This is a genomic window from Nonomuraea ceibae (assembly GCF_019396325.1).
GTDB lineage: Bacteria > Actinomycetota > Actinomycetes > Streptosporangiales > Streptosporangiaceae > Nonomuraea > Nonomuraea ceibae.
Window position 1 is genome coordinate 25,933 of record NZ_JAHKRO010000007.1, and the last position, 20,112, is coordinate 46,044.

A 20,112-nucleotide genomic window follows, 5' to 3' on the forward strand; every position below is an offset into this window, starting at 1 on the left:
GGGTCAGCAGCCGGCCAGGCGGACGTCGCTGAAGCGGACGGCGAAGCCCTGGCCCGCGGGCGCGGCGGCCATGGCCCCGGCGAGCGCGGGGGCGTCGGGCGGGAAGTAGGCCAGGCGGAGCAGGTGCTGCGGCGCCTCGTCGCCGAGCCCGTAGCGGACGGTCACGGCGTCGCCCTGGCGCTCCAGGTCGATCGTGACCTGGTCCGCCGGGGCGTCGAGCGGCAGCACGGACCAGTCGGAGCGCTCGCGGGTGACGACGGTGCTCAGGTGGTGGTGGCCGTCGACGTACTCGACGCCGGCCTTGATCCAGGTGCTCTCGTCGATGCGGAGCAGCGCGCCCGCCTGGTCGTACTGGTCGGCGTAGTCGCCGCTGAAGGTCACCGTGAGCCGCAGGTCGCCCCGGACCTGGCGGCCGAACTGGTGCGCGGTGTCGAAGGTGTAGCCGTAGTGGGTGCGCCGCCACAGGTCGGTGCCCGCATCGCAGAACAGGCTGAGGCCGTCGTCCGCCGTCCACTGGCGGGGCGGGTTCGTCCATTGCCAGCCGGTCGCGCCGAAGGCCATGATCATGGCTTTCATCCTGCCATGATCGGTCATGCCGTGTAAGGAGCGTTCCTCAGGATGAGATGCCGCGTGAGTCCCCGGCCCGGCGCGGAACGTAAACTTGGCCCCGTGGTAGAGCCCAAGTTCGAGATTCAGATGCTGCACGACCGGGTCATGGTCCGGCTGGAGCAGGAGTCCCAGGAGCGCCGCAGCGGCTCCGGCATCGTCATCCCCGCGACGGTCAAGCTGGCCAACCGGCTGGCGTGGGGCGAGGTCTGCGGCGTCGGCTCGAACGTGCGCTCGGTCAAGGTCGGCGACAAGGTGCTGCTCAACCCGGAGGACCAGTTCGAGGTGGAGCTGCACGCCCAGGTCTACCTGGTCATGCGCGAGCGCGACCTGCACGCGGTGGCCACCCAGGAGACCGACCACGGCACCGGCCTCTATCTCTGAGGCCCGGGCGCCGCCCGGGTGAAGGACAGCCACAGGTCGGAGCCCCACGTCCTGGTGGGGACGGCGGCGAGCACCCGGCTCACCCTCCCGTCGAGTCCGACCACGGCCAGCCTGTAGGCGCCGCGGTGCGCCATGACGGCGATCAGGTGGCTCTCGTCCCACCAGCCGAACACCGCCTCCGGCTCGACGGGCACGCGGCGGGCGACGCGCCCGGTCGCGGTGTCGGCCAGGCACACCTGCCCGGCGAACCGCGACGGGCACCACAGCGCCATCCGGTCGCCCGACGGCGAGAACGAGTCCTCCGGCCCGGTGGGCAGCCCGGCGCCGGGCAGGGTCCGCACCACCTTCCCGTCGGACGCGCGGTGCACGCGCAGGCCCGTGCCGTGCCGGGTGACCAGGTTGCCGCCGGGCGTCCACCAGAATCCGGCCTCGGCGCCCAGCCCGGCGACCGTGACGGTGCGGGCGCTGCCCGCCGCCACGTCCACGACGGTGAACCCGGCCGGGCGCCACCGCCCGCCGCTCTTCTTCTCGACGGTGAGCGCCACGCGCCGGCTGTCACGGCTCCAGGAGACGTACGACGCGGTGAGGGGCTTCTTGACGGTGCGGACCCGCCTCGTCTTGCCCGTGGCCCGGTCGGTGAGGAGCAGGCTGTCGTGCCCGGCCCGGTAGGCGCGCGGCACGCCGGCGACGGTGCGGCCGTCGGGCGAGAACGCCGCCTCCGACAGGGCCCGCTGCCGGGCGAACCGGTCGCCGGTGCGCAGGTAGGCGCCCTTGGTGCCGAGCCCGTAGGCGGTGAGGCGCACCGGATCGCCGGAGCGCTCCTGATAGGTCATGCCCGTGCCCGGCAGGGAGAGGTCCGCCTGGACGGCCGGGGCGGTCACGACCAGCGACAGCGCGAGAGCGATGTGGGCGATCACGCCCGAAGAATAGACACCGGGCGGCGCGATCCGGCGGACCGATAGCGAAGCGGTCTAGCGCAGGACGTATTGCCGGGCGAGCTGGACGACGTCGACGCCGATGGTGCGCAGGCCCAGGTAGACGATCGCGGTGGCGGCGATCACGGTGACGAGCGCGACGAGGATCTTGACGGTCCAGCCCTGCCGCTTGTACCACTCGGTCCAGGCGTGCAGCGTGCGCTTGCCGAACTCCAGCACCTTGTGCGCCCAGTGGAACTCGGTGGCCAGCACGGCGAGCCCGGCGAACACCACGAGCCAGCCCGGCCCGGGGAAGGGCACCATGACCAGGCCCCCGCCGACCATGAGCACGCCGATGACGCCGACCACGATCTTGAGGGTGAGCGCTCCCGCGGGGGTCGAGCGGACCCGGTCACGCCAGCCCCGGATGCCGGACCGGTGTGCGGGCATGCTCGACCGGCGCGCCGCCTCGCCCTTGACGATGTCGGCGTCACCCGTTTCGGAATTCTGCGTCGGCACGGTCCCCCCGGACTGGTCGGTGTCGTTCCCAGGATAGGGCCCGGCGTCCGGCCGGGTGTGCCCGAACCCGGAGAACGCAGCAGACGCCACCTAAACGCGATACACAGTAAAATTTCCCGCTTGATCAGGCAACTCCCGACAATCGTCGGATATCGTCTGGTATGCCCGAGGTCATGCTACGCACCGTCACCGGCCCCATCCGCGCGGCCGCCGTCACGGGTGCCATTCTCCCCCACGAGCACCTGCGCACCGACATGCGCTGGGCGGTGGGCATCGACTCCGACCCGCAGCGCTGGCTCGACGAGGAGCAGTCCGTCACCGCCGAGCTCCGCGAGCTGCGCCAGTCCGACGACCTCGGCCTGGTCGTGGACCTGACCTGCCTGGGCATGGGCCGCGACGCCGCCGGGCTCGCCCGCGTCGCGGCGGGCAGCCGGGTGCCCGTGATCGCCGCCACCGGCCTGTTCGCCGAGCCGTTCGCACAGCCGGGCGAGCGGGACGTGGACGAGCTCACCGCCCTGCTCATGACCGACATCTCCGACGGCCTCGACGGCACCGGCGTCTTCCCCGGCGTGATCGGCGAGGTCGGCTGCTGGGGCGCCCGCCCGACGGCCGCCGAGGAGCGCAGCCTGACCGCCGCCGCCCGCGCGTCGCTGGCCTCCCGCCTGTCGGTGGCCACCTACGGACAGGACGGCCTGGGCATGCTGGAGATCCTGCTCACCCGCGGCCTGCCGGGCTCGCGCGTGGCCGTCGGCTACGCGGGCGCCGACCCGGCCGTGGCCCGCAAGATCGCCGAGACCGGCGCGTACGTGAGCCTCGGCGCGCTCGGCCTGGGCGCCGAGCAGGCGGCCAGGATCGCGCTCGGCCTCATCGAGGAGGGCCACGCCGGCCGCCTGCTCCTCAGCACCGGCGTGAACCGGGTGGCGCAGCTGCGCCGCTACGACGGCCCCGGCTACCGCACGCTGTTCGGCACGCTGCTGCCCGCGCTGCGCGAGGCCGGGGTGGACGACGGCACGCTGCGCGGCATCACGCACGACAACCCGCTGCGCTGGCTGACCGACGGCCTGAGCTGACCGGCCGCGGGCCGGCGCGGCCCGCCCCCGTGCAGGCCGCCTCCCGGCGCCGGACGCGCCGCGCCCGGGCCGCCGCGACTGGCTAGGATCGTGGCGACACGAGCCTGGCCGGGTGGGGGATGGTGACGCGGAGACACGAGCACGGCCGTGCGCGCCGGGCGCGCGCGGCGCTGTCCCGGCTGGGCCGGCTCGGCGATGTCCCGGTCGTCGTCATGCTGGCGTGGGCCGGCTGGCTGGCGGTCCCGTGGTCGTTCACCGGCCTCGCGCAGGCGCGCGCCGCCGCCGCTGCCGCCGCCACCCCTCCCCCGCCGCCCGCCTTCCATGACGTGCGGCACGCGGCCTCCCCGCCGCCCGCCGATCAGCGCGTACGCGACGCCGCGCCCCCGCTGGAGGTCGCGCCGGCGGCACGGCTGCGCGCGGAGCTGGCCGGGGAGGTGCACGACGCGGCCGGCCACGGGCTGGCGGCGATCGCCATGCAGGCCGGGGTCGCGCTGGTGTCGCTCGACGACGACCCCGAGCAGGCCCGCCGGTCGCTGGAGGCGATCCGCGAGACCAGCACGCGCACGCTCGCCGGGCTCAGGGCCGCCCTCGACCGCATCGACGGCGGCCCGGCTCCCGGCGCGCGGGCCGACGACCTGACGGGGCTGATCGCCGGGGTGCGCGCCGCCGGGCTGCCGGTCGACGTGGAGCTCGCCGATCCGGGCGTCCCGGCCCATCTGCGGGGCGCCGTCTACGGGGTGGTGCGCGAGTCGCTGACCAACGTGCTGCGGCACGCGGGCCCGACCAGGGCGCTGGTGCGGGTGGCCGCCGACCCGTGCGCGTACGTGCTGGAGGTGGCCGACCGGGGCGTGGGCTGGACGGGCGCGGCCGAGGGCCGGGGGCTCGCCGGGATGCGCGCCCGGGTGGCCGACGCGGGCGGCCGGTTCACCGCGGGCCCGCGCGAGGGCGGCGGCTTCCGCGTCGTGGCCCGCTTCCCCCGCGAACAGGCGCCGGCGGCGTGATCCGGGTCGCGGTGGCCGACGACCAGGCCGTGGTGCGGATGGGGCTGCGCGCGCTGGTGCAGCGCGAGCCCGACCTGGAGTTCGCCGGCGAGGCGCCCGACGGCGCGGCGGCGCTGGCGCTGCTGCGGCGCGAGCGCCCCGACGTGCTGCTGCTCGACATCCGGATGCCCGGCATGGACGGCCTCGACACGCTGCGCGCGATCGCCGCCGACGCCGGGCTGGCCGCGACCAGGGTCGTGGTGGTGACGACGTTCGCCGAGGACGCGTACGTGTTCCAGGCGCTTCAGGCGGGCGCGAGCGGGTTCGTGCTGAAGGACGGCGCACCGGAGGAGCTGGTCAACGCGGTGCGCGTGGTGGCGGCGGGGCGAGGCGCTGCTGTCCCCGGCGATCACCAGGAAGGTCATCGGCCTGTTCGGCCGGCCCGGCGCGGCCCCGGTGGAGGGCCTGGCGACGCTGACGCCGAGGGAGCGGGAGCTGGTGGCCTGGGTGGCGACCGGCATGTCCAACGAGGAGATCGCCGGCGAGCTGGTGATCAGCCCCGACACGGTCCGCACGCACGTCAGCCGGGCCATGGTCAAGCTGCGCGCCCGCGACCGGGCGCAGCTCGTGGTGTTCGCGATGCGGGCCGGGCTGACGCCGCCTACCTGAGGAACCCCTCGTAGGCGCGCTGCTGCACCTGGGCCTCGACCTGTTTGACGGTTTCGAGGCCGACGCTGACCATGATGAGCACGCTGGTGCCGCCGAACGGGAAGTTCTGCTGGGTGGAGGGGTCGCGCAGGATCGCGAACGCCACCAGCGGCACCAGGGCCAGCACCGCCAGGTAGGCGGCCCCGGGCGCGGTCAGCCGGGTCAGCACGTGAGCCAGGTATTCGGCGGTGGCCCGGCCCGGCCGCACCCCCGGGACGAATCCCCCGTACTTCCTGATGTTGTCGGCCACCTCGACGGGATTGAACGTGATGGACACGTAGAAGTAGGCGAATCCCACGACGAGCAGCACGTACACGCTCATGTAGAGCGGGCTGTCGCCCGTGGCGAGGTGGCGGGAGACCCACGCGCCGGCCTCCGGGCCGAGCATCGGCGCGGCGAGGGCGGGCAGGTAGAGCAGCGCCGAGGCGAAGATCACCGGCACGATCCCGGCCTGGTTGACCTTGAGCGGGATGTAGGTGCTGGTCCCGCCGTACAGCCGCCGGCCCACCAGCCGCCTGGCGTACTGCACCGGCACCCGCCGCTGCGCCTGCTCGACGAACACCACGGCCGCCACCACGAACGCCCCCGACACCATGATCACCGTGAACGCGACGGGGCTCACCAGGAGCATCGTGGACATGTAGCCGGGGAACACGGCCACGACCTGCGTGAACATCAGCAGCGACATGCCGTTGCCGATCCCCCGGGCGGTGATCAGCTCGCCGATCCACATGACCACGCACGTCCCGGCGACCATCGTGACGACGAGCACGGCCACGGCGAGCAGCCCGTCGTCGCGCAGCAGCGGCCTGGCGCAGCCCGGCAGGAGCTGCCCGGAGCGCGCGAGGGCGACGACGGTGGTGGCGTTGAGCACGGCCAGCGCGACGGTCAGGTAGCGGGTGTACTGGGTGATCCGCGCCTGCCCGGACTGTCCCTCCTTGCGCAGCGCCTCCAGCCGGGGCACCACGACGGTGAGCAGCTGCATGACGATGCTCGCGGTGATGTACGGCATCACGCCGAGCGCGAACACCGACAGCCGCAGCATCGCGCCCCCGCTGAGGAGCTGCACCATGTCGAACAGCCCGCCGCGCGCCGCCCCCGCACACTCCCGCACCGCCAGCACGTCCACGCCCGGCGTCGGCAGCACCTGCCCCAGCCGGAACAGGGCCAGCAGCCCCAGCGTGAACAGCAGCTTCCCGCGCAGTTCCGGCATCCGGAACGCCCTGGTCAAGACCGTCAGCATGGTTCCGAAGTCTGGCCGCGCGCCCCCGTCCCCGTCGTCCGCCCAGCCGCGGCTCCGGCGTACGCGGATCCGCGTACGCTGATCGCGTGCGGGCGACGGTGTGGGTGGTCAGCGGGCCGCCGGGAGCGGGCAAGTCCACGGTGGCGGCGGCGCTGCTCGCGCGCCTGTCCCCCGTCCCGGCCGTCCTGGACAAGGACACGGTGTACGGCGGGATCGTCGCGGAGCTCCTGCGCGCCCACGGCAGGCCGCACGGCGAGCGCGAGGGCCCCTGGTACGACGAGCACGTCAAGCACCACGAGTACGACGGCCTGACCAGGACCGCCGCGCACATCCGGGCGCACGGCTGCCCGGTGCTGCTCGACGGGCCGTTCACCGGGCAGGTGCACGACGCCGGACGGTGGGCGCGCTGGGTGGCCGAGCTGGGCGGCGAGCCGGTGCGGTTGCTGTGGGTGCGCTCCGACGGCCCGACGCTGCGCGCCCGACTGGCGGAGCGCGGGCTGGCGCGCGACGCGGGCAAGCTCGCCGCGTTCGACGCCTACCTGGCGCGCATCAGGGCCGGCGAGCCGCCGGTCGTGCCGCACGTCGAGATCGACAACCGGCCGGGCGCGCCCGCGCTGGACGCCCAGCTCACGGCGGCGGGGCTCCTGGACCCTTACGGGCCCACCCGGTAGTCGTCGTCACGCACGTCCATGATCGCCATGTGACCGGGCAGGTGGCCGATGGCGAACTCGACGCCGCTCGCCATAATCGCCGCCTGCGGCGTCACCCCGCACGCCCAGAACAGCGGCACCTCGCCCGGCCGCACCTCGGCCGGGTCGCCGAAGTCCGGCCAGCCCAGGTCGGCGATGCCGAGCTCGGCCGGGTCGCCCACGTGCACGGGCGCCCCGTGCACCATCGGGTAGCGTCCGCTCACCTCCACGGCCGTCGCCACCAGCGCCTCCGGCACCGGCCGCATCGACACCACCAGCGGCCCCGACAGCGACCCCGACGGCTCGCACGGCCGGTTCGTGCGGTACATCGGCACGTTCGTCCCCTGCTCCAGGTGCCGCACCGGGACGCCCTCGGCCAGCAGGGCGCGTTCGAAGGTGAAGCTGCAGCCGATGAGGAACGGCACCAGGTCCGGCCGCCAGTCCTCGACCACCTGGTCCACGTCGGCGACCGGCCGCCCGTCGCGGTAGACCCGGTAGGCGGGCAGGTCGGTGCGCAGGTCGCCGCCGAACAGCCGGGTCCGCACCGAGCCCGGCTCGCCCACGTCCAGCACCGGGCACGCCCGCGCGTTGCGGTGCGCGAACAGCAGCAGCTCGTAGGCCAGCTCCTTCGGCACCGCGATCAGGTTCGCCTGCGTCCAGCCCCGGCACCAGCCCGCCGTCGGGGCCCGCTCGCCCGCGCGGAACCGCTCGCGTGCCCGCCCGGGAGTCAGGTCTGCGACATCCACCCTTCGACAGTACGCGTGAAGTCATGATTTTTCGGGATAGCGGGCCGGTCGTGCGTCTCGACGTTAACCTCCTCGACCACGTCCTCATCGCCCTGTACTTCGCCACCGTGCTCGGGATCGGCTTCGCGGCCCGCCGCCGGATCAGCTCCAGCCTGGACATCTTCCTGGCCGGACGCGGGCTGCCCGCGTGGATCACCAGGCTGGCGTTCGTCTCGGCCAACCTCGGCGCCATCGAGATCCTCGGCATGGCGGCCAACGGCGCCCAGTACGGCGCGATGACCGTGCACTACTACTGGATCGGCGCGGTGCCGGCGATGGTGTTCCTCGGCATCGTCATGATGCCGTTCTACTACCGCTCCAAGGTGCGCAGCGTGCCGGAGTTCCTGCGCAGGCGGTTCAACGGCGCCACCCAGCTGCTGAACGCCATCACGTTCGCGGTGGCGCAGATCCTCATCTCCGGGGTCAACCTGTACGCGCTCGCCCTGGTCATGGAGGCGCTGCTGGGCTGGCCGCTGCCGGTGTCGGTGGTCGTGTCGGCGCTCATCGTGCTCGCCTACATCACGCTCGGCGGGCTGTCCTCGGCCATCTACAAGGCCGGGCTCGTCGGCTTCGGCACCGAGCTGAACGCCAGCTTCTGGGGCGCGGGCATCGCCTTCGCCGTGGACATGGTCGTGTCGGTCGTGGTCACGCTGGTCACCACGCCCAAACCGGAGGCGGAGCTGCGCGGGCTGGTGTACGGGCTGAGCGCGGTGGACCTGGAGGACGACGCGCTCGCCGGTGACACCAAGTGGTACCGCTCGCCCGTCCTGCTCGGCACGGGCGCGCTGATTCTGGCCGCCGCCATGTACGGGGTGATCCTGTGAGCGACATCCGACTCGTCATCGGCGGGCTGTTCCTCGTGTACGGCGTGATCCTCGTCGTCGCGGGCCTGTTCGGCAGCCCGATCAACCTGTGGACCGGCCTCGCCCTGGCGGCCTTCGGCGCCGCGTTCGTCATCTGGTCCCGCCTCAACCGCATCGAACGCGACTGACCCACCGGCCGCCACCCTCGATGGCGCACCCGCAGCCTCGGATGGCACGCCCGGCACCCGGGCACCCCCGCCCCGCCGCAGCCCCAGGTGCCACACTCGGCGGTACGCACGCCGGCGCTCTGAGCCCGGCCCGGCGCACCCAGCGGAGACGCTCCCGGTGGCACCCGGCTGCCTCCCCGACGCCACCACGGGCGCCACCCCAGGGGGTGCGCCCGACCGCCCCCAGGTCCTCACCGACGCCACACTGGGGGCCGCGGTCCGCTCGGAGGGCTTGGGTAGGGGATGACGCCCGCCTGCTGAAGGAGCGTGGGGCCCCGGTGCGCCCGGTGGGTGGGGCCCTGGGCGCGGCCGGGCTCGCGCCGGAGGAGGGCGCGGCTCTGGGCACGGGTCAGCGCCCCGCCCGCCGCCGGATGACCCGAGGCGGCGGCCGTGCGCGCCCCGCCGCGTCGCAGGCAGGCGCGAGCGCTCTAGTACTCGACCTCGAACGTGTGCGGCCCCAGCCCGTAGCCGTCGTCGCCCTTGGGCAGCACGTGCCCCTGGTCGATCAGCGTGCGCAGGCTGTCGCGCACCTCGTCCTCCTCCAGCCCGGTCGCCCGGACGAGTGAGCCGAAGCCGGCCCAGCCGTGCTCGACGGCTTCGGCGGCGATCGCCTCGTACACGTGGATGTCCACGTCCGACAGGACCTGGACGTCATGATCGTCAGCCATCACCGCAACCTCGCCCCCTCGCGCAGCCGGTTCGGGTCGACGTCGCGCTCAGGGAAGCGGCGCAGGTACTCGGCCTCCATCTCGTTGGTGCGTGAGGTGTGCCGGTCAAGGGCGTCGTCAGAGCCGTGCATGAGTGTCTCGGTCCGGGTCGCGTGCAGTTGCCGCAGCTCGCGCAGCAGATCGTCGTCGCTGAGGGCTGCCGGGTCGATTCCCATCGTCGTCATGCGCTCCCCCTACCCCGGAAGCGCGCAACAATATATGTCACAATTCCTGACATATAGGCATTGTCCCGGAGATTGGACCGCCTTACCTTCCGGGTATGGACCTCGAGCTCCGGCACCTCAGAATCGTCCGCGCGGTAGCGGACGCGGGAAGTGTCAGCAAGGCCGCCTCCCTGCTCGGGTTAGCGCAGCCTGCCCTGACCGCCCAGCTGAAACGTATCGAGCGCATGCTCGGCGGCGCGCTGTTCGAGCGCGACCGTCACGGCGCCCGCCCCACCCGGCTCGGCGAGCTGGTGCTCGCCCGCGCCCGGGTGCTCCTGCCCGCCGCCAAGGAACTCCAGGAGGAGGCCGTACGGTTCGCGCACGCCCCCTCCCCCGGCTACCGGATCGGCGCGACGAACGGCCCCGTGCTCGGCGGGCTGGTCGACCGGCTCGCCGCCGAACGGAGCGTGACCACGTACACGAGCTGGTCGACCCACGAGCTCACCACGATGGTCGAGCTCGGCCGCCTCGACTACGTGCTCACCGGCGCGTGCGGCGAGGGCGGCGCTCCCACCGGCACGCTGGTGTGGGAGACGATCAGCCTCGACCCCGTCTTCGTGCTCATGGCCGACACCCACCCGCTGGCCAGGGAGAAGGAGGTGGAGCTCGGCGACCTGGCCGAGGAGCAGTGGGCCGCGACGCCCGGCGACGGCTGCTTCACCGACTGCTTCGCGACGGCGTGCGCGCGGGCGGGGTTCACGCCGCGCACGATGTACGAGACGGACCTCGCCACCTGCGCGCACCTGGCCCAGGTAGGGCGGGCGGTGGTGCTCTGTCAAGCCACTCATCAGGCCGCGCCCGGTCTGGTCGTGGTGCCGCTGAAGAACGCGCCGCTGCGCTGGCGGCAGCTCCTCGGCCGGCATCCCGGCGCCGCCGACGCGCCCTGGGTGATGGTGCAGGCCAAACAGGCCCACCAGGAGGCCGTACGACGCAGCATCGTCTATCACGACTGGCTGGTACGAAATCCGGGTTTCGGCACCGCACCATAACATCGCGATAGGGGCGAAGTAGTACTCCTCGCTCAGTGGGCGGCTGGTTACTTTAACGGCACCCCAGCAGCAAGGAGACATCATGCTCCGCACTCCTGCCACCATCGCGATCGCGATCGGCGCGTTACTCGTGACGGCGACCCCGGCCGTCGCCGAGAAGCCACCCTCCGGTGTCGTCGACGCCATCCAGCGCGACCTCGGCATCACCCAGGAACAGGCGATCAACCGCCTGGCCAACGAGGCGCGCGGCAACAGGGCCGCCCCCGGCCTGCGCAAGAAGCTCGGCGACCGCTTCGCCGGGATCTGGTACGAAGGCGCCGAGAGCGCCCTCGTCGTGGCCACCGTCGACGCGGCCGACACCGCGGCGATCACCCGCGCCGGCGCGCGGGCCCGAGTCGTGCCCAGAACCCTGGCCGACCTCACCGCCGTCAAGGAGCGCCTGGACAAGGCCGCGCCGCCCGCGACCGTGCACGCCTGGTCGGTCTCCGTCGCCGACAACTCCGTCGTCGTCTGGGCCGCCGACCACGACGCCGCCCGCGCCTGGATGGCCACCGCCGGCGTGGACGCCAAGGCCGTCAAGCTGGAACAGTCCGCCGAACGGGCCAAGCTCTTCTACGACATCCGCGGCGGCGACGCCTACTACACCGGCCCCTACCGCTGCTCGGTCGGCTTCGCGGCCCGGCGCGGCACCCAGATGGGCTACACCACCGCCGGCCACTGCGGCTCCACCGGCGACGCCACCCAGGGCCACAACCGGGTGGCGCAGGGCACGTTCCAGATCTCCTCGTTCCCGGGCAACGACTACGCCTGGGTCCAGACGAACGCCGACTGGACCGGCCCCGGCGTCGTCAACGGCTACTCGGCCGGCATCCTGCCCGTGCGCGGCGCGGCCGTCACCCAGCCCGGCGGCTCCGTGTGCCGCTCCGGCTCCACCACCCAGTGGCACTGCGGCACCGTCACCGCGCTCAACTCCACCGTGAACTACCCCGAGGGCACCGTCTCCGGCCTCACCCGCACCACCGTCTGCGCCGAAGGCGGCGACTCCGGCGGCTCGTTCATCTCCGGCGACCAGGCCCAGGGCATGACCTCCGGCGGCTCCGGCAACTGCACCAGCGGCGGCACCACGTACTTCCAGCCCATCGGGGAGATCATCTCGGTCGGCAACCTGACGCTGGTCACGAGCGGCGGCAACGACCCCGACCCGCCCACCGGCTGCGACGGCTACGAGGACACCTACACCGGCTCCCTCACCTCCGGCCAGAACGCCTACCAGCCCGACGGCTCCTACTACCGCACCACCACCTCGGGCACCCACGCGGCCTGCCTGGACGCCCCTGACAGCGCCGACTTCGACCTGCACCTCCAGCGCTGGAGCGGCTCCGCCTGGAGCACCGTGGCCAGGAGCGACAGCCCGAACGCCGACGAGTCCATCAGCTACAACGGCAGCGCCGGCTACTACCGCTACCGCGTCCACGCCTACAGCGGCTCCGGCTCCTACACCCTCGGCCTGAACCGCCCGTAACCCTGCTTCCCCCGGGCCGGGGAGCCCCGCGCTCCCCGGCCCTCCCAGGCCCGAGGGTTTTATCCACTGTGATCCGATTTGGGCTCCATTCCGCCTGCCGGTCGTGGAATGATGTCCGAGGCAGCCGCGCGCACCGCCGGAAGCCACGGCGTCATGCTCTAGCCTTGAGGCCGTACAAATGAATCCAGGGGCGGTAGCTCAGCCGGTCAGAGCATCGGACTCATAATCCGTGGGTCGTGGGTTCAAGTCCCACCCGCCCTACTCACCAAAACCGCATCCGACCTGGGGTTTCTCGGTTCTCGCCACCCTCGTGTCTTGCCGTTGATCATGGCCGGTTGCTCCATGGTTGCTCTTGTGTGCGGACCGTGTACGCGGGTAGATCATTTAGACCGCCACTGTCAGCTCAGACCCCGAAGACCAGCATCAGAACGCCAAGTTGAAAGCTCCGGCGGCACCGCTGGTCAGCGCGGTCTCATGCCCGGTCAAGTCTTGTCCAAGTCAGCTCGTCTTGCCTTGTCAGGCCTCTAGTGACCAGCAGACAAAGATCCCCTGCTTCTCGGGGGAGTCTGCTCGGCCCTTCTCAGCCGAAATCAGATACCGATCGGCGGTTCGACACCGTCATGGAGGGCAAACAAACAGGCCCGCCGGCGAATCGGCGGGCCTGCTGGGTTCGGTAGCTCAGGTGGTGACGTCGTCGATGTGGTTCGGCAGTGTGATCAGCCGGGCGGTCTGCGCGCCGCTGGCTGCGGTGTTGATGAGGGCTGCGGTGGATTCGGCGGCGGCGCGGGCGACTTCGGGGTAGACGCTGGTATAGGTGTCGCGGGTGAAGGTGGACGACACGTGCCCGAGTGTCTCCTGCACGACCTTCAGGTCGACTCCGGCGGCGAGCATGATGGACGCTGCCCCGTGCCGTAGATCATGCAGCCGCACCGGCGGCAACCCCGCCTGGAAGGCCAGCAGGTAGAACTGGTCGCTGACCTGCTGCGGATGCAACGCCCGGCCGATCTCGTCGGTGAAAACGAACCCGCTGTCCGTCCACGCCTCCCCCGCGGCCAGCCGCTCAGCGGCTTGGCGTTTGCGGTGCGCGCGCAGCGCGCCGACGGTATCGGCGTCCAACGCGATAGTGCGATCACTGGCCTCGGTCTTCGGCCTGCCCTGCACCGGCTCCCACCCCAGCTGGGTGATCTGCCAGTGCACCCCTGCCGTCCCGGCGGCCAGGTCGACGTCCTTCCACCGCAGCCCGACGGCCTCACCCCGGCGCAGCCCACGCAGCGCGATCAACCGGTACAGCGCGAACAACCGATGGGTAGCCGCCTGGGAGAGGAAAGCGAACGTGTGGGAGGGCGTCCACACCATCACCGGAGACGGACGCGGCACGGACGCATACACGTTGATCATGGCGGCGCGGCTGAGCCGCGCCCCGCACCGCCGCCGCCGCTCAACATCGAGCCGATCCTGCAGGTCACGGTTCCAGGCGGCCACCCGCTCCTCGGTCCACACCAGCGCCTTGGGAGATGCGGCGTCGGGAAGTTCGACGACCGCGGCGGGGTTGAAGTCGATCAGCCGGTCCTGCTTGATCGCGATGTTCAGCGCGTGCCGGAGAGTGGCGCGAATGCGGTGCATGGTGGCCGGGCCGACCGGCCGCCGATACCGCACCGTCGCCCGCTGCTCCGGATCGGCGCTGGCGCGGGCGGCAGTGATGGCGTCGTTGAACTCCTCGATCGCGTCGAACATGCCCGCCACGTCCGACACCCGCAGCCGGTCCAGCCGGATGTCACCGAGGTAGGGGGTGAAGTACAGGCGGATGTGCGCCTCGTACGAGCGGCGCGTGGTCACATCGATCTTCCGCTTGCGCCGCAGAAACTCCTCCATCCATTCAGCGACGGTGACGGTGGGATTGAGGTCCTGCCGGGTGCGGACCTTGCGCCGTACCTCCTCCACCGGCGGCAGCGCCTTGGTGTCCTTGAGCACCGACAGCATCAGCTCGGTGATCTTCCGCTGGATGTGCGGGTCCTCATCCAGCGCCAGCAGGGCGCGGGCGTGCTCCAACTCGGCCTCGGCCTCCTCCAGTGTGGCGAAGCCGCGCCGTCGCAGGGGGTTACGCCGAGATCCGTCGGCGTGCGCGGGCAACTCGAGCTGATAGGCCCAGCGGCCGTGGGCGCTGCTCCAGCGTTCTCCGCCGCCGGGGCGCCGCAGCTTCGGGCACGCCTTGCCCAGCCTCTTGCCGGTCGCCTCATCCCGGCAGGAACACGTCTTGAAGGTGGTTCCGTTCATCTGCGTCGTCTTGCCCTTCATGTCCTGATCGGCTGCTGACCGCGTCGTCGCTGTTCGACGACGCCTTTCCTTCGCACCCCTACGACCGGCTGGACACACCATCGCCCCTGGGCGATGGGTCCCTGCACGACCCGACCTGCGGGTTGCCCGGCGCGTCGCGCGGGACGCGGTCACGCCGTCAGGCGACCCACGCATGGGCAGCGGGCCAAGGCCCGGATTGCAGCCGTCGCGTGGCACGCACACGGCCGGGGTGGCCGTTGTGGAACGCCCACGGGCCGCTGGTCGGGGGCGGTGGTATCGACGCCCACCTTCACCGCCCGCGTCAAGCGATATCCCCTGGTCACGTTCCCCGGGACACACATGATCCGGCCAGGCACGCCGCCGGCGTGGCCTCCCGGGCGGCAGCCGGCCGCAGATGGCCCCATTCACGTGCACAACCGCATCTCGGCCGTCATGGCGGGAGAATGCAGCAAGGCTCGGCTAAACGGAAAGAAAGTACTGTCAGCATCCTCGTCCCGATCTGGCGGCGACCATTGTCCGGTCACCATCCAAATACCGGCTCGAAGAGCCGAATCAGGACAGCGCGGTAGACCACGCCTTGGTCAAATCGAAGTAAGCACCCGCTCCGATCGCCTCGAGCACCACAGGCCACACGCGATCTCAGCGCCCTGGCCAGGAACACAGCACGTCATGCCCACGGCAGCACCAACATCAGGAAACATCACCGGCGGCATCGGCGGCATCGGCGAGGCCACCGCTGCCGCCCTGGCGGCGAAGGGCGCACGGGTCGTCCTCGCCGTACGCGACCAGACCCGCGGGCGCGCGGCCGCCGCCGAGATCGGCGGCCTCACCGAGTCACGCCCGCTCGACCTCGGATCGCTGGCCTCCGTGCGTGAGTTCGCCCGCACCGTGGACGCCCCCATCGACTATCTGATCAACAACGCCGGTTCCATGACCCCTACCCTGCAGCACACCACCGACGGCTTCGAGAGCCAGCTCGGCGTCAACCATCTCGGGCACTTCGCGATGACGAATCTGCTCCTGGGTCAGATCGCCGGGCGGGTGATCACCGTGTCCTCCACCAACTACCGCAGCGCGCACCTCGACTTCGAGGACCTGCAGTGGCAACGACGGCCCTACCGGCCGTTCGGCGCCTACGGACAGACCAAGCTGGCCAACCTGCTGTTCACCCGCGAACTGCAGCGCCGCCTGAACAGGGCCGGCTCACCGATCCTGGCCACGGCAGCGCATCCCGGCTGGGCGGCCACCGGATTCACCATGACCACCGGCCGGCGGATCCTTGACCACACCCTCGCACTGGGAACGCGGCTCCTGGCCCAAAGCCCCGAAGGCGGCGCCCGGCCGACCCTGCTGGCCACCGTCGGCAACGTCCCCGGCGCCAGCTTCTCCGGCCCCAGCCGGTTCGGGGTACGCGGCCCCGCCGCCCTCGAAGAATAGTCCGGCGCAGCAGTCGACGATGACGCCGCACACAAGCTCTGGGAGGTCTCCGAACACCTCACTCACGGCGAGTTTCCCCTGCCCACCACGTGAGCAGTAGATCGCGCCCCTGCAGCCCCGTCCATGACCGGCTGCCCGGGGCGGCTTCCCCACCGACGCCTCCCCGCGGCGCCGGCTTCACGGCCGGCGCTTCTCCTTGTCCGTCGGCGGCACCTTGCCCGCCGCCGTTGCTTGAGGACGTGGCATGCGCAGGCCCCCGAGAGCTTCGCCGCGCATGATCGCAGCATAGGATCGTGCAGGATTTCTGCAAGGACTTGCAGCGATTCCGGAAGCATTCAGGGCGTCATTAGTTCCCTGTTTGAGCGAAATATCCTCTTTTGAGTGCATAAGTCCTGCCGTCGAACTGGCCGCAGTCGGCGGCGATGCCGACCCGCCGCACGCGTAGAGATCATTGGGCTCTATATTCGATCTCGTCAGCGTCGAAATTTGCTGAAACCTTCCAAGCATCTCCCTGGTACTAGGAGAATCGATGCGTAGATCGTTAGCCGCGCTGCTCGGCCTTGCGCTTGCCGCGGCGCCGACCCCGGCGGTCGCCTCCGCCGCACCACCGCCTGCGTCCCAAGCAGGGGCGAACTCCCAGCGCATTACGTTGATCACCGGAGACGTCGTCACGGTGTCCAGCGGTCGTGACGGCCTGCAGTTGCTGGCCTTCGAGCCAGGCTCCGGCCGCGAGGGGATCGGCTACCGGGTCACCAGGGGCCGCGACGGCGCCCTGTCGGTCGTCCCGGGTGACGCCCTCGACCTACTCGCCAACGGGCGGCTGGACCCGCGTCTGTTCGACCTTGACCGCCTGATCGACGATCACTATGGCGACGACAAGAGCAAGGTGTTGGCCGTACTCGTGCAGAGCCCCAAGGGCCGCTCGCCCGCCGGAGCCCAACAGGTGATGAAGGATGCCAAGCTCCGAAAGTCGCTGCCACGGCTCGGGATGAGCTCCTTCGCCGTGGACAAGACGAAGACCACCGCACAGTGGAAGGCGTTGGTGGGCGGCAAGCGCTCGCCGCGCAGCTTCGCCGGTGAGGTGGGCAAGCTGTGGCTGGACGGCCGGGTCAAGGCCACGCTGACCGAGAGTGTGCCGCAGATCGGCGCTCCGCAGGTCTGGCAGTCGGGTCACACCGGTGAGGGTGTGAAGGTGGCGGTGCTCGACACCGGCTACGACACCGACCATCCGGACCTGGCGGGCAAGGTGATCGACTCGCAGGACTTCACCGGCCAGGGCGTGGAAGACGTGGCCGGACACGGCACGCACGTCGCCGCCACGATCGCCGGGACCGGGGCGACCACGAGCGGGGCGGGCAAGGGCGTGGCGCCGGGGGCCGACCTGGTCGTCGGCAAGGTGCTCGGCAACGACGGCTCCGGCGTCGAATCCGACATCATCGCGGGGATGGAGTGGGCCACGACGACCGCCGGCGCGAAGGTCGTCAACATGAGCCTCGGCGGGCCGGACACCGCGGGCGTCGACCCCATGGAGCAGGCGGTGAACGACCTGTCCGCGCAGACGGGCGCATTGTTCGTCATCTCCGCGGGCAACGAGGGGCCTCGCTCGCAGACCATCGGCTCTCCAGGCTCGGCGGACGCCGCGATCACGGTGGGGGCGGTCGACAAGCAGAACGTGCTGGCCGAGTTCTCCAGCAGCGGGCCCCGCGTGGGAGACCTCGCCGTCAAACCCGACATCACCGCGCCGGGAGTGGACATCGTCGCCGCGAGAGCGGGCGGTGGCCTGCGCTCGGCGTCGGGGACGTCGATGGCGGCGCCGCACGTGGCGGGCGCGGCGGCGCTTTTGGCGGAGCTGCACCCGGATTGGCCGGTCACCCGGCTGAAGGCGGCTCTGACCAGCAGCGCCGTTCCCACCCCTGGGCTGACCGCCTTCCAGCAGGGCACCGGCCGGGTGAATGTGAACGCCGCCGCGACAGCTACGGTGATCGCCGAGGGAGCCCCGGTCTTCGGCTCGGTGCCCTCGACCGCGAACACGCCGGTCACCCGTACCGTCAGCTATCGCAACCTCGGCAGCACACCTGTCACCCTGATCCTGGAGGTGAGTGCGGCCGGGGCTCCGGCCGGCCTCTTCACGGTGAGCGCGACCAGCGTGACCGTTCCCGCCAGCGGGACCGCGGACGTCACCGTGACCGTCGACGGCCACGGCCGGCCGGTCGGCTCCTATTCCGGGCAGCTCACGGCCACCACCGGCAGCGAGGTCATTCGCACGGCCATCGGCGCCTACGTCCAGCCCGAGCAGCACACGCTGGACCTCATCGTCAAGGACCGCCTGGGCGCACCGGCCAACACCACGGTGTGGGTCTTCTCCCGCCAGTCGGACACCGAGACGCCGGTCGCGATCGCCGGCGGCAGTGGCACGGTCAACCTGCCGGCAGGCTCCTACTACCTCGGCGCTCTCATCAAGACCGACGACACGTGGACGATGGCGGTCGTGCCCGCGGACATGTCGCAGGACCGGACGATCACCCTCGACGCGCAGCAGGCGAGGAAGGCCACGGTCACGGTCGGCGAGCCGACCGCCCGGCAGATCCTGCACGAGACGTACGTGAACTTCCACTACGGCGTCGACGACGGGCTCTATACCGGGTTCAGCATGGCGGATTACGTCCTCCCGGTCAGCGACCAGGGCATCACCTACACCGCCATCGCCTACTTCGACAAGGAAGGTTCCTCGGCGACCACTCCCAGCCCGTACTTCTACCGCATCGTCGACCAGCGCAGCGGGGTGCCCAGCGAACCGACCTTCCAGGGAACGCCGGCCAACCTGACGAAGGTCGACGTCACCTACCGGGGCACGGCCTCGTACGCGAGCCTGCTCGTCCAGCCCGAGTTCGACACGGGGCTCAGCTCTCCGGCGGCCCTGATCTACTCGCCGGTCAAGATGCCGTCGGTGGTGACCGAGTACCGGACGCCGGGACGCTGGCGCGGCCTGCTCCGGTTCGACGGAAAGCAGGTTCTCGCCGATCCCCGGGAGTTCGGCCCCGGCCTGGACAACACGGAGACGTGGAACGGCGCGGTCATCGGCCCCGCGCTCCCCGCGAAAAGCACCTACTGGAGTGGTACGGCTTGGCGTGACAACAACGAGATGGTGTTCAACTACATCAAGCTCCACTCCGACTCGGAAGCCGGTCACGGTGGTGAGAACGCCGACACCGAGGGGTCGATGCGCCTGTTCCGCGACGGCCAGCAGATCTGGTCCAATTTCGTGAAGCCGCGTACCTGGCTCGTCCCGGTGACCGTCCCGGAGGCCGGCTCGCAGTACAAGCTCACCGCTTCTGCCACCAACAGAAATGACGCCACGTCCATTCAGATCGATACGGAATGGACCTTCACCTCCGATGCCACGGCGAACGGGCCGCTCCCGCTGATGGTGGTGCGGTATCGGCCGGACGGACTGGACGAGATGAACCGCGCTGCGGCCGGGACCGTGACCCCCGTGGTCACCACCGTCCAGCGGGAGCCGGGCCAGGCCGTCACGTCCCTGACCTCCTGCCTGATCGAGTCCTCCGTCGACGACGGCTCCACCTGGACGACGGTGTCCCAAGGGTCGACGTGCGGGACCCCGCAGATCACCAACCCGGCCGGCCCCGGCTTCGTGTCCTTGCGCGCGACGCTGGCCGATCAGGCGGGCAACACCGCCAAGCAGACGATCATCCGGGCGTACCAGGTGAAGGAGGCGCCGGGGTCGACGCGCATCCGCGTGCAGAAGGACGCGGGGGCGGGCAACAGGATCACGATCCGCGGCAACGTCAGCCCGCTCACCTGGTCTGCCGGTCGTGACTGCGTGAAGGTCTCGACCGCTGTGTGGGACTGCTGGGTGCCGGGCATCCCGGCCGGCCAGGCGTTCGAGTACAAGCCGTTGATCAACGACTCTGTGTGGTCGATCGGGAGCAACTACCACGGTGTGGGAGGAACCACCCAGGAGATCACGCCCACCTTCTGACCGAGACCGG

Annotated in this window: 18 protein-coding genes, 1 tRNA gene and 1 pseudogene; 12 read left to right on the forward strand and 8 right to left on the reverse strand. The window is 71.3% G+C overall.

Features of this window, described 5'->3' with window-relative positions; translation table 11 throughout:
• Positions 1 to 3: 3 nt before the first annotated feature.
• Positions 4 to 576 carry a DUF1349 domain-containing protein gene (locus KME80_RS07125; RefSeq protein WP_246644268.1) on the reverse strand — a complete coding sequence of 191 codons (573 nt, stop codon included), beginning with the start codon at positions 574 to 576 and terminating at the stop codon, positions 4 to 6.
• Positions 577 to 669: 93 nt separating this feature from the next.
• Between KME80_RS07125 and KME80_RS07130 the strand changes: the two genes are divergently transcribed.
• On the forward strand, positions 670 to 990 hold the full coding sequence (locus tag KME80_RS07130) for a GroES family chaperonin (protein ID WP_308125643.1): 321 nt from the start codon (positions 670 to 672) through the stop codon (positions 988 to 990).
• Here the strand turns inward: KME80_RS07130 and KME80_RS07135 are convergent.
• Together KME80_RS07135 and KME80_RS50065 are read right to left on the reverse strand one after the other, a co-directional pair.
• Positions 981 to 1,907 carry a hypothetical protein gene (locus KME80_RS07135; protein ID WP_219501706.1) on the reverse strand — a complete coding sequence of 309 codons (927 nt, stop codon included), beginning with the start codon at positions 1,905 to 1,907 and terminating at the stop codon, positions 981 to 983. The two genes, KME80_RS07130 and KME80_RS07135, sit on opposite strands and share 10 nt — an antisense overlap.
• 54 nt (positions 1,908 to 1,961) lie before the next feature.
• Positions 1,962 to 2,513: a TIGR02611 family protein gene (locus KME80_RS50065; RefSeq protein WP_308125644.1), complete on the reverse strand. Its 552-nt coding sequence runs from the start codon at positions 2,511 to 2,513 to the stop codon at positions 1,962 to 1,964.
• An 83-nt stretch (positions 2,514 to 2,596) separates the two neighbouring features.
• On the opposite strand from KME80_RS50065, the gene KME80_RS07145 reads away from it, so the two are divergent.
• From KME80_RS07145 to KME80_RS07155, 3 genes and pseudogenes are all read left to right on the forward strand, one after another.
• Complete coding sequence (locus KME80_RS07145; RefSeq protein WP_246644269.1) at positions 2,597 to 3,493, forward strand: phosphotriesterase family protein; 897 nt, start codon at positions 2,597 to 2,599, stop codon at positions 3,491 to 3,493.
• A 119-nt stretch (positions 3,494 to 3,612) separates the two neighbouring features.
• Positions 3,613 to 4,494 carry a sensor histidine kinase gene (locus KME80_RS07150; protein WP_219501708.1) on the forward strand — a complete coding sequence of 294 codons (882 nt, stop codon included), beginning with the start codon at positions 3,613 to 3,615 and terminating at the stop codon, positions 4,492 to 4,494.
• Positions 4,491 to 5,142 (forward strand): annotated as a pseudogene (locus KME80_RS07155) (response regulator). The gene KME80_RS07150 and the pseudogene KME80_RS07155 overlap by 4 nt, the downstream one beginning before the upstream one ends.
• On the opposite strand, the gene secY reads toward KME80_RS07155, so the two are convergent.
• Positions 5,135 to 6,424: a preprotein translocase subunit SecY gene (gene secY, locus KME80_RS07160; protein ID WP_219501710.1), complete on the reverse strand. Its 1,290-nt coding sequence runs from the start codon at positions 6,422 to 6,424 to the stop codon at positions 5,135 to 5,137. The pseudogene KME80_RS07155 and the gene secY sit on opposite strands and share 8 nt — an antisense overlap.
• A gap of 86 nt (positions 6,425 to 6,510) precedes the next feature.
• Here secY and KME80_RS07165 point away from each other — a divergent pair, with 86 nt between their 5' ends.
• Complete coding sequence (locus KME80_RS07165; protein ID WP_219501713.1) at positions 6,511 to 7,095, forward strand: P-loop nucleotide/nucleoside kinase family protein; 585 nt, start codon at positions 6,511 to 6,513, stop codon at positions 7,093 to 7,095.
• Here KME80_RS07165 and KME80_RS07170 read toward each other — a convergent pair.
• Positions 7,077 to 7,859: a putative hydro-lyase gene (locus KME80_RS07170; protein ID WP_219501715.1), complete on the reverse strand. Its 783-nt coding sequence runs from the start codon at positions 7,857 to 7,859 to the stop codon at positions 7,077 to 7,079. The genes KME80_RS07165 and KME80_RS07170 overlap by 19 nt on opposite strands.
• Before the next feature lie 50 nt (positions 7,860 to 7,909).
• Between KME80_RS07170 and KME80_RS07175 the strand changes: the two genes are divergently transcribed.
• A complete protein-coding gene (locus tag KME80_RS07175; protein WP_308125645.1) occupies positions 7,910 to 8,722 on the forward strand; it encodes a sodium:solute symporter family transporter in 813 nt (270 codons plus the stop codon).
• On the forward strand, positions 8,719 to 8,889 hold the full coding sequence (locus KME80_RS07180; protein ID WP_219501719.1) for a hypothetical protein: 171 nt from the start codon (positions 8,719 to 8,721) through the stop codon (positions 8,887 to 8,889). Before KME80_RS07175 ends, KME80_RS07180 begins: the two co-directional genes overlap by 4 nt.
• Before the next feature lie 467 nt (positions 8,890 to 9,356).
• Here KME80_RS07180 and KME80_RS07185 read toward each other — a convergent pair whose 3' ends face one another.
• Positions 9,357 to 9,596: a hypothetical protein gene (locus KME80_RS07185; RefSeq protein WP_219501721.1), complete on the reverse strand. Its 240-nt coding sequence runs from the start codon at positions 9,594 to 9,596 to the stop codon at positions 9,357 to 9,359.
• The gene (locus tag KME80_RS07190; RefSeq protein ID WP_049559686.1) at positions 9,596 to 9,820 is read right to left on the reverse strand and encodes a DUF6158 family protein; all 225 of its coding nucleotides are present in this window, start codon (positions 9,818 to 9,820) and stop codon (positions 9,596 to 9,598) included. Before KME80_RS07190 ends, KME80_RS07185 begins: the two co-directional genes overlap by 1 nt.
• Positions 9,821 to 9,915: 95 nt before the next feature.
• On the opposite strand from KME80_RS07190, the gene KME80_RS07195 reads away from it, so the two are divergent.
• The 3 genes from KME80_RS07195 (at position 9,916) to KME80_RS07205 (ending at position 12,631) form a co-directional block, all read left to right on the forward strand.
• The gene (locus KME80_RS07195) at positions 9,916 to 10,848 is read left to right on the forward strand and encodes a LysR family transcriptional regulator (protein ID WP_219501723.1); all 933 of its coding nucleotides are present in this window, start codon (positions 9,916 to 9,918) and stop codon (positions 10,846 to 10,848) included.
• 82 nt (positions 10,849 to 10,930) lie between these two features.
• Positions 10,931 to 12,370: a S1 family peptidase gene (locus KME80_RS07200; RefSeq protein ID WP_219501725.1), complete on the forward strand. Its 1,440-nt coding sequence runs from the start codon at positions 10,931 to 10,933 to the stop codon at positions 12,368 to 12,370.
• Between the two features lie 187 nt (positions 12,371 to 12,557).
• Positions 12,558 to 12,631: transfer RNA gene (locus KME80_RS07205), tRNA-Ile, on the forward strand.
• Positions 12,632 to 13,048: 417 nt separating this feature from the next.
• On the opposite strand, the gene KME80_RS07210 is transcribed toward KME80_RS07205, so the two are convergent.
• Complete coding sequence (locus KME80_RS07210) at positions 13,049 to 14,746, reverse strand: tyrosine-type recombinase/integrase (RefSeq protein WP_246644270.1); 1,698 nt, start codon at positions 14,744 to 14,746, stop codon at positions 13,049 to 13,051.
• 588 nt (positions 14,747 to 15,334) lie between these two features.
• Between KME80_RS07210 and KME80_RS07215 the strand changes: the two genes are divergently transcribed.
• Together KME80_RS07215 and KME80_RS07220 are read left to right on the forward strand one after the other, a co-directional pair.
• Complete coding sequence (locus KME80_RS07215; protein ID WP_246644271.1) at positions 15,335 to 16,102, forward strand: SDR family NAD(P)-dependent oxidoreductase; 768 nt, start codon at positions 15,335 to 15,337, stop codon at positions 16,100 to 16,102.
• 529 nt (positions 16,103 to 16,631) lie between these two features.
• Positions 16,632 to 20,102 (forward strand): S8 family serine peptidase, encoded by a 3,471-nt coding sequence (locus KME80_RS07220; protein WP_219501727.1) that lies wholly within the window; start codon positions 16,632 to 16,634, stop codon positions 20,100 to 20,102.
• Positions 20,103 to 20,112 lie beyond the last annotated feature (10 nt).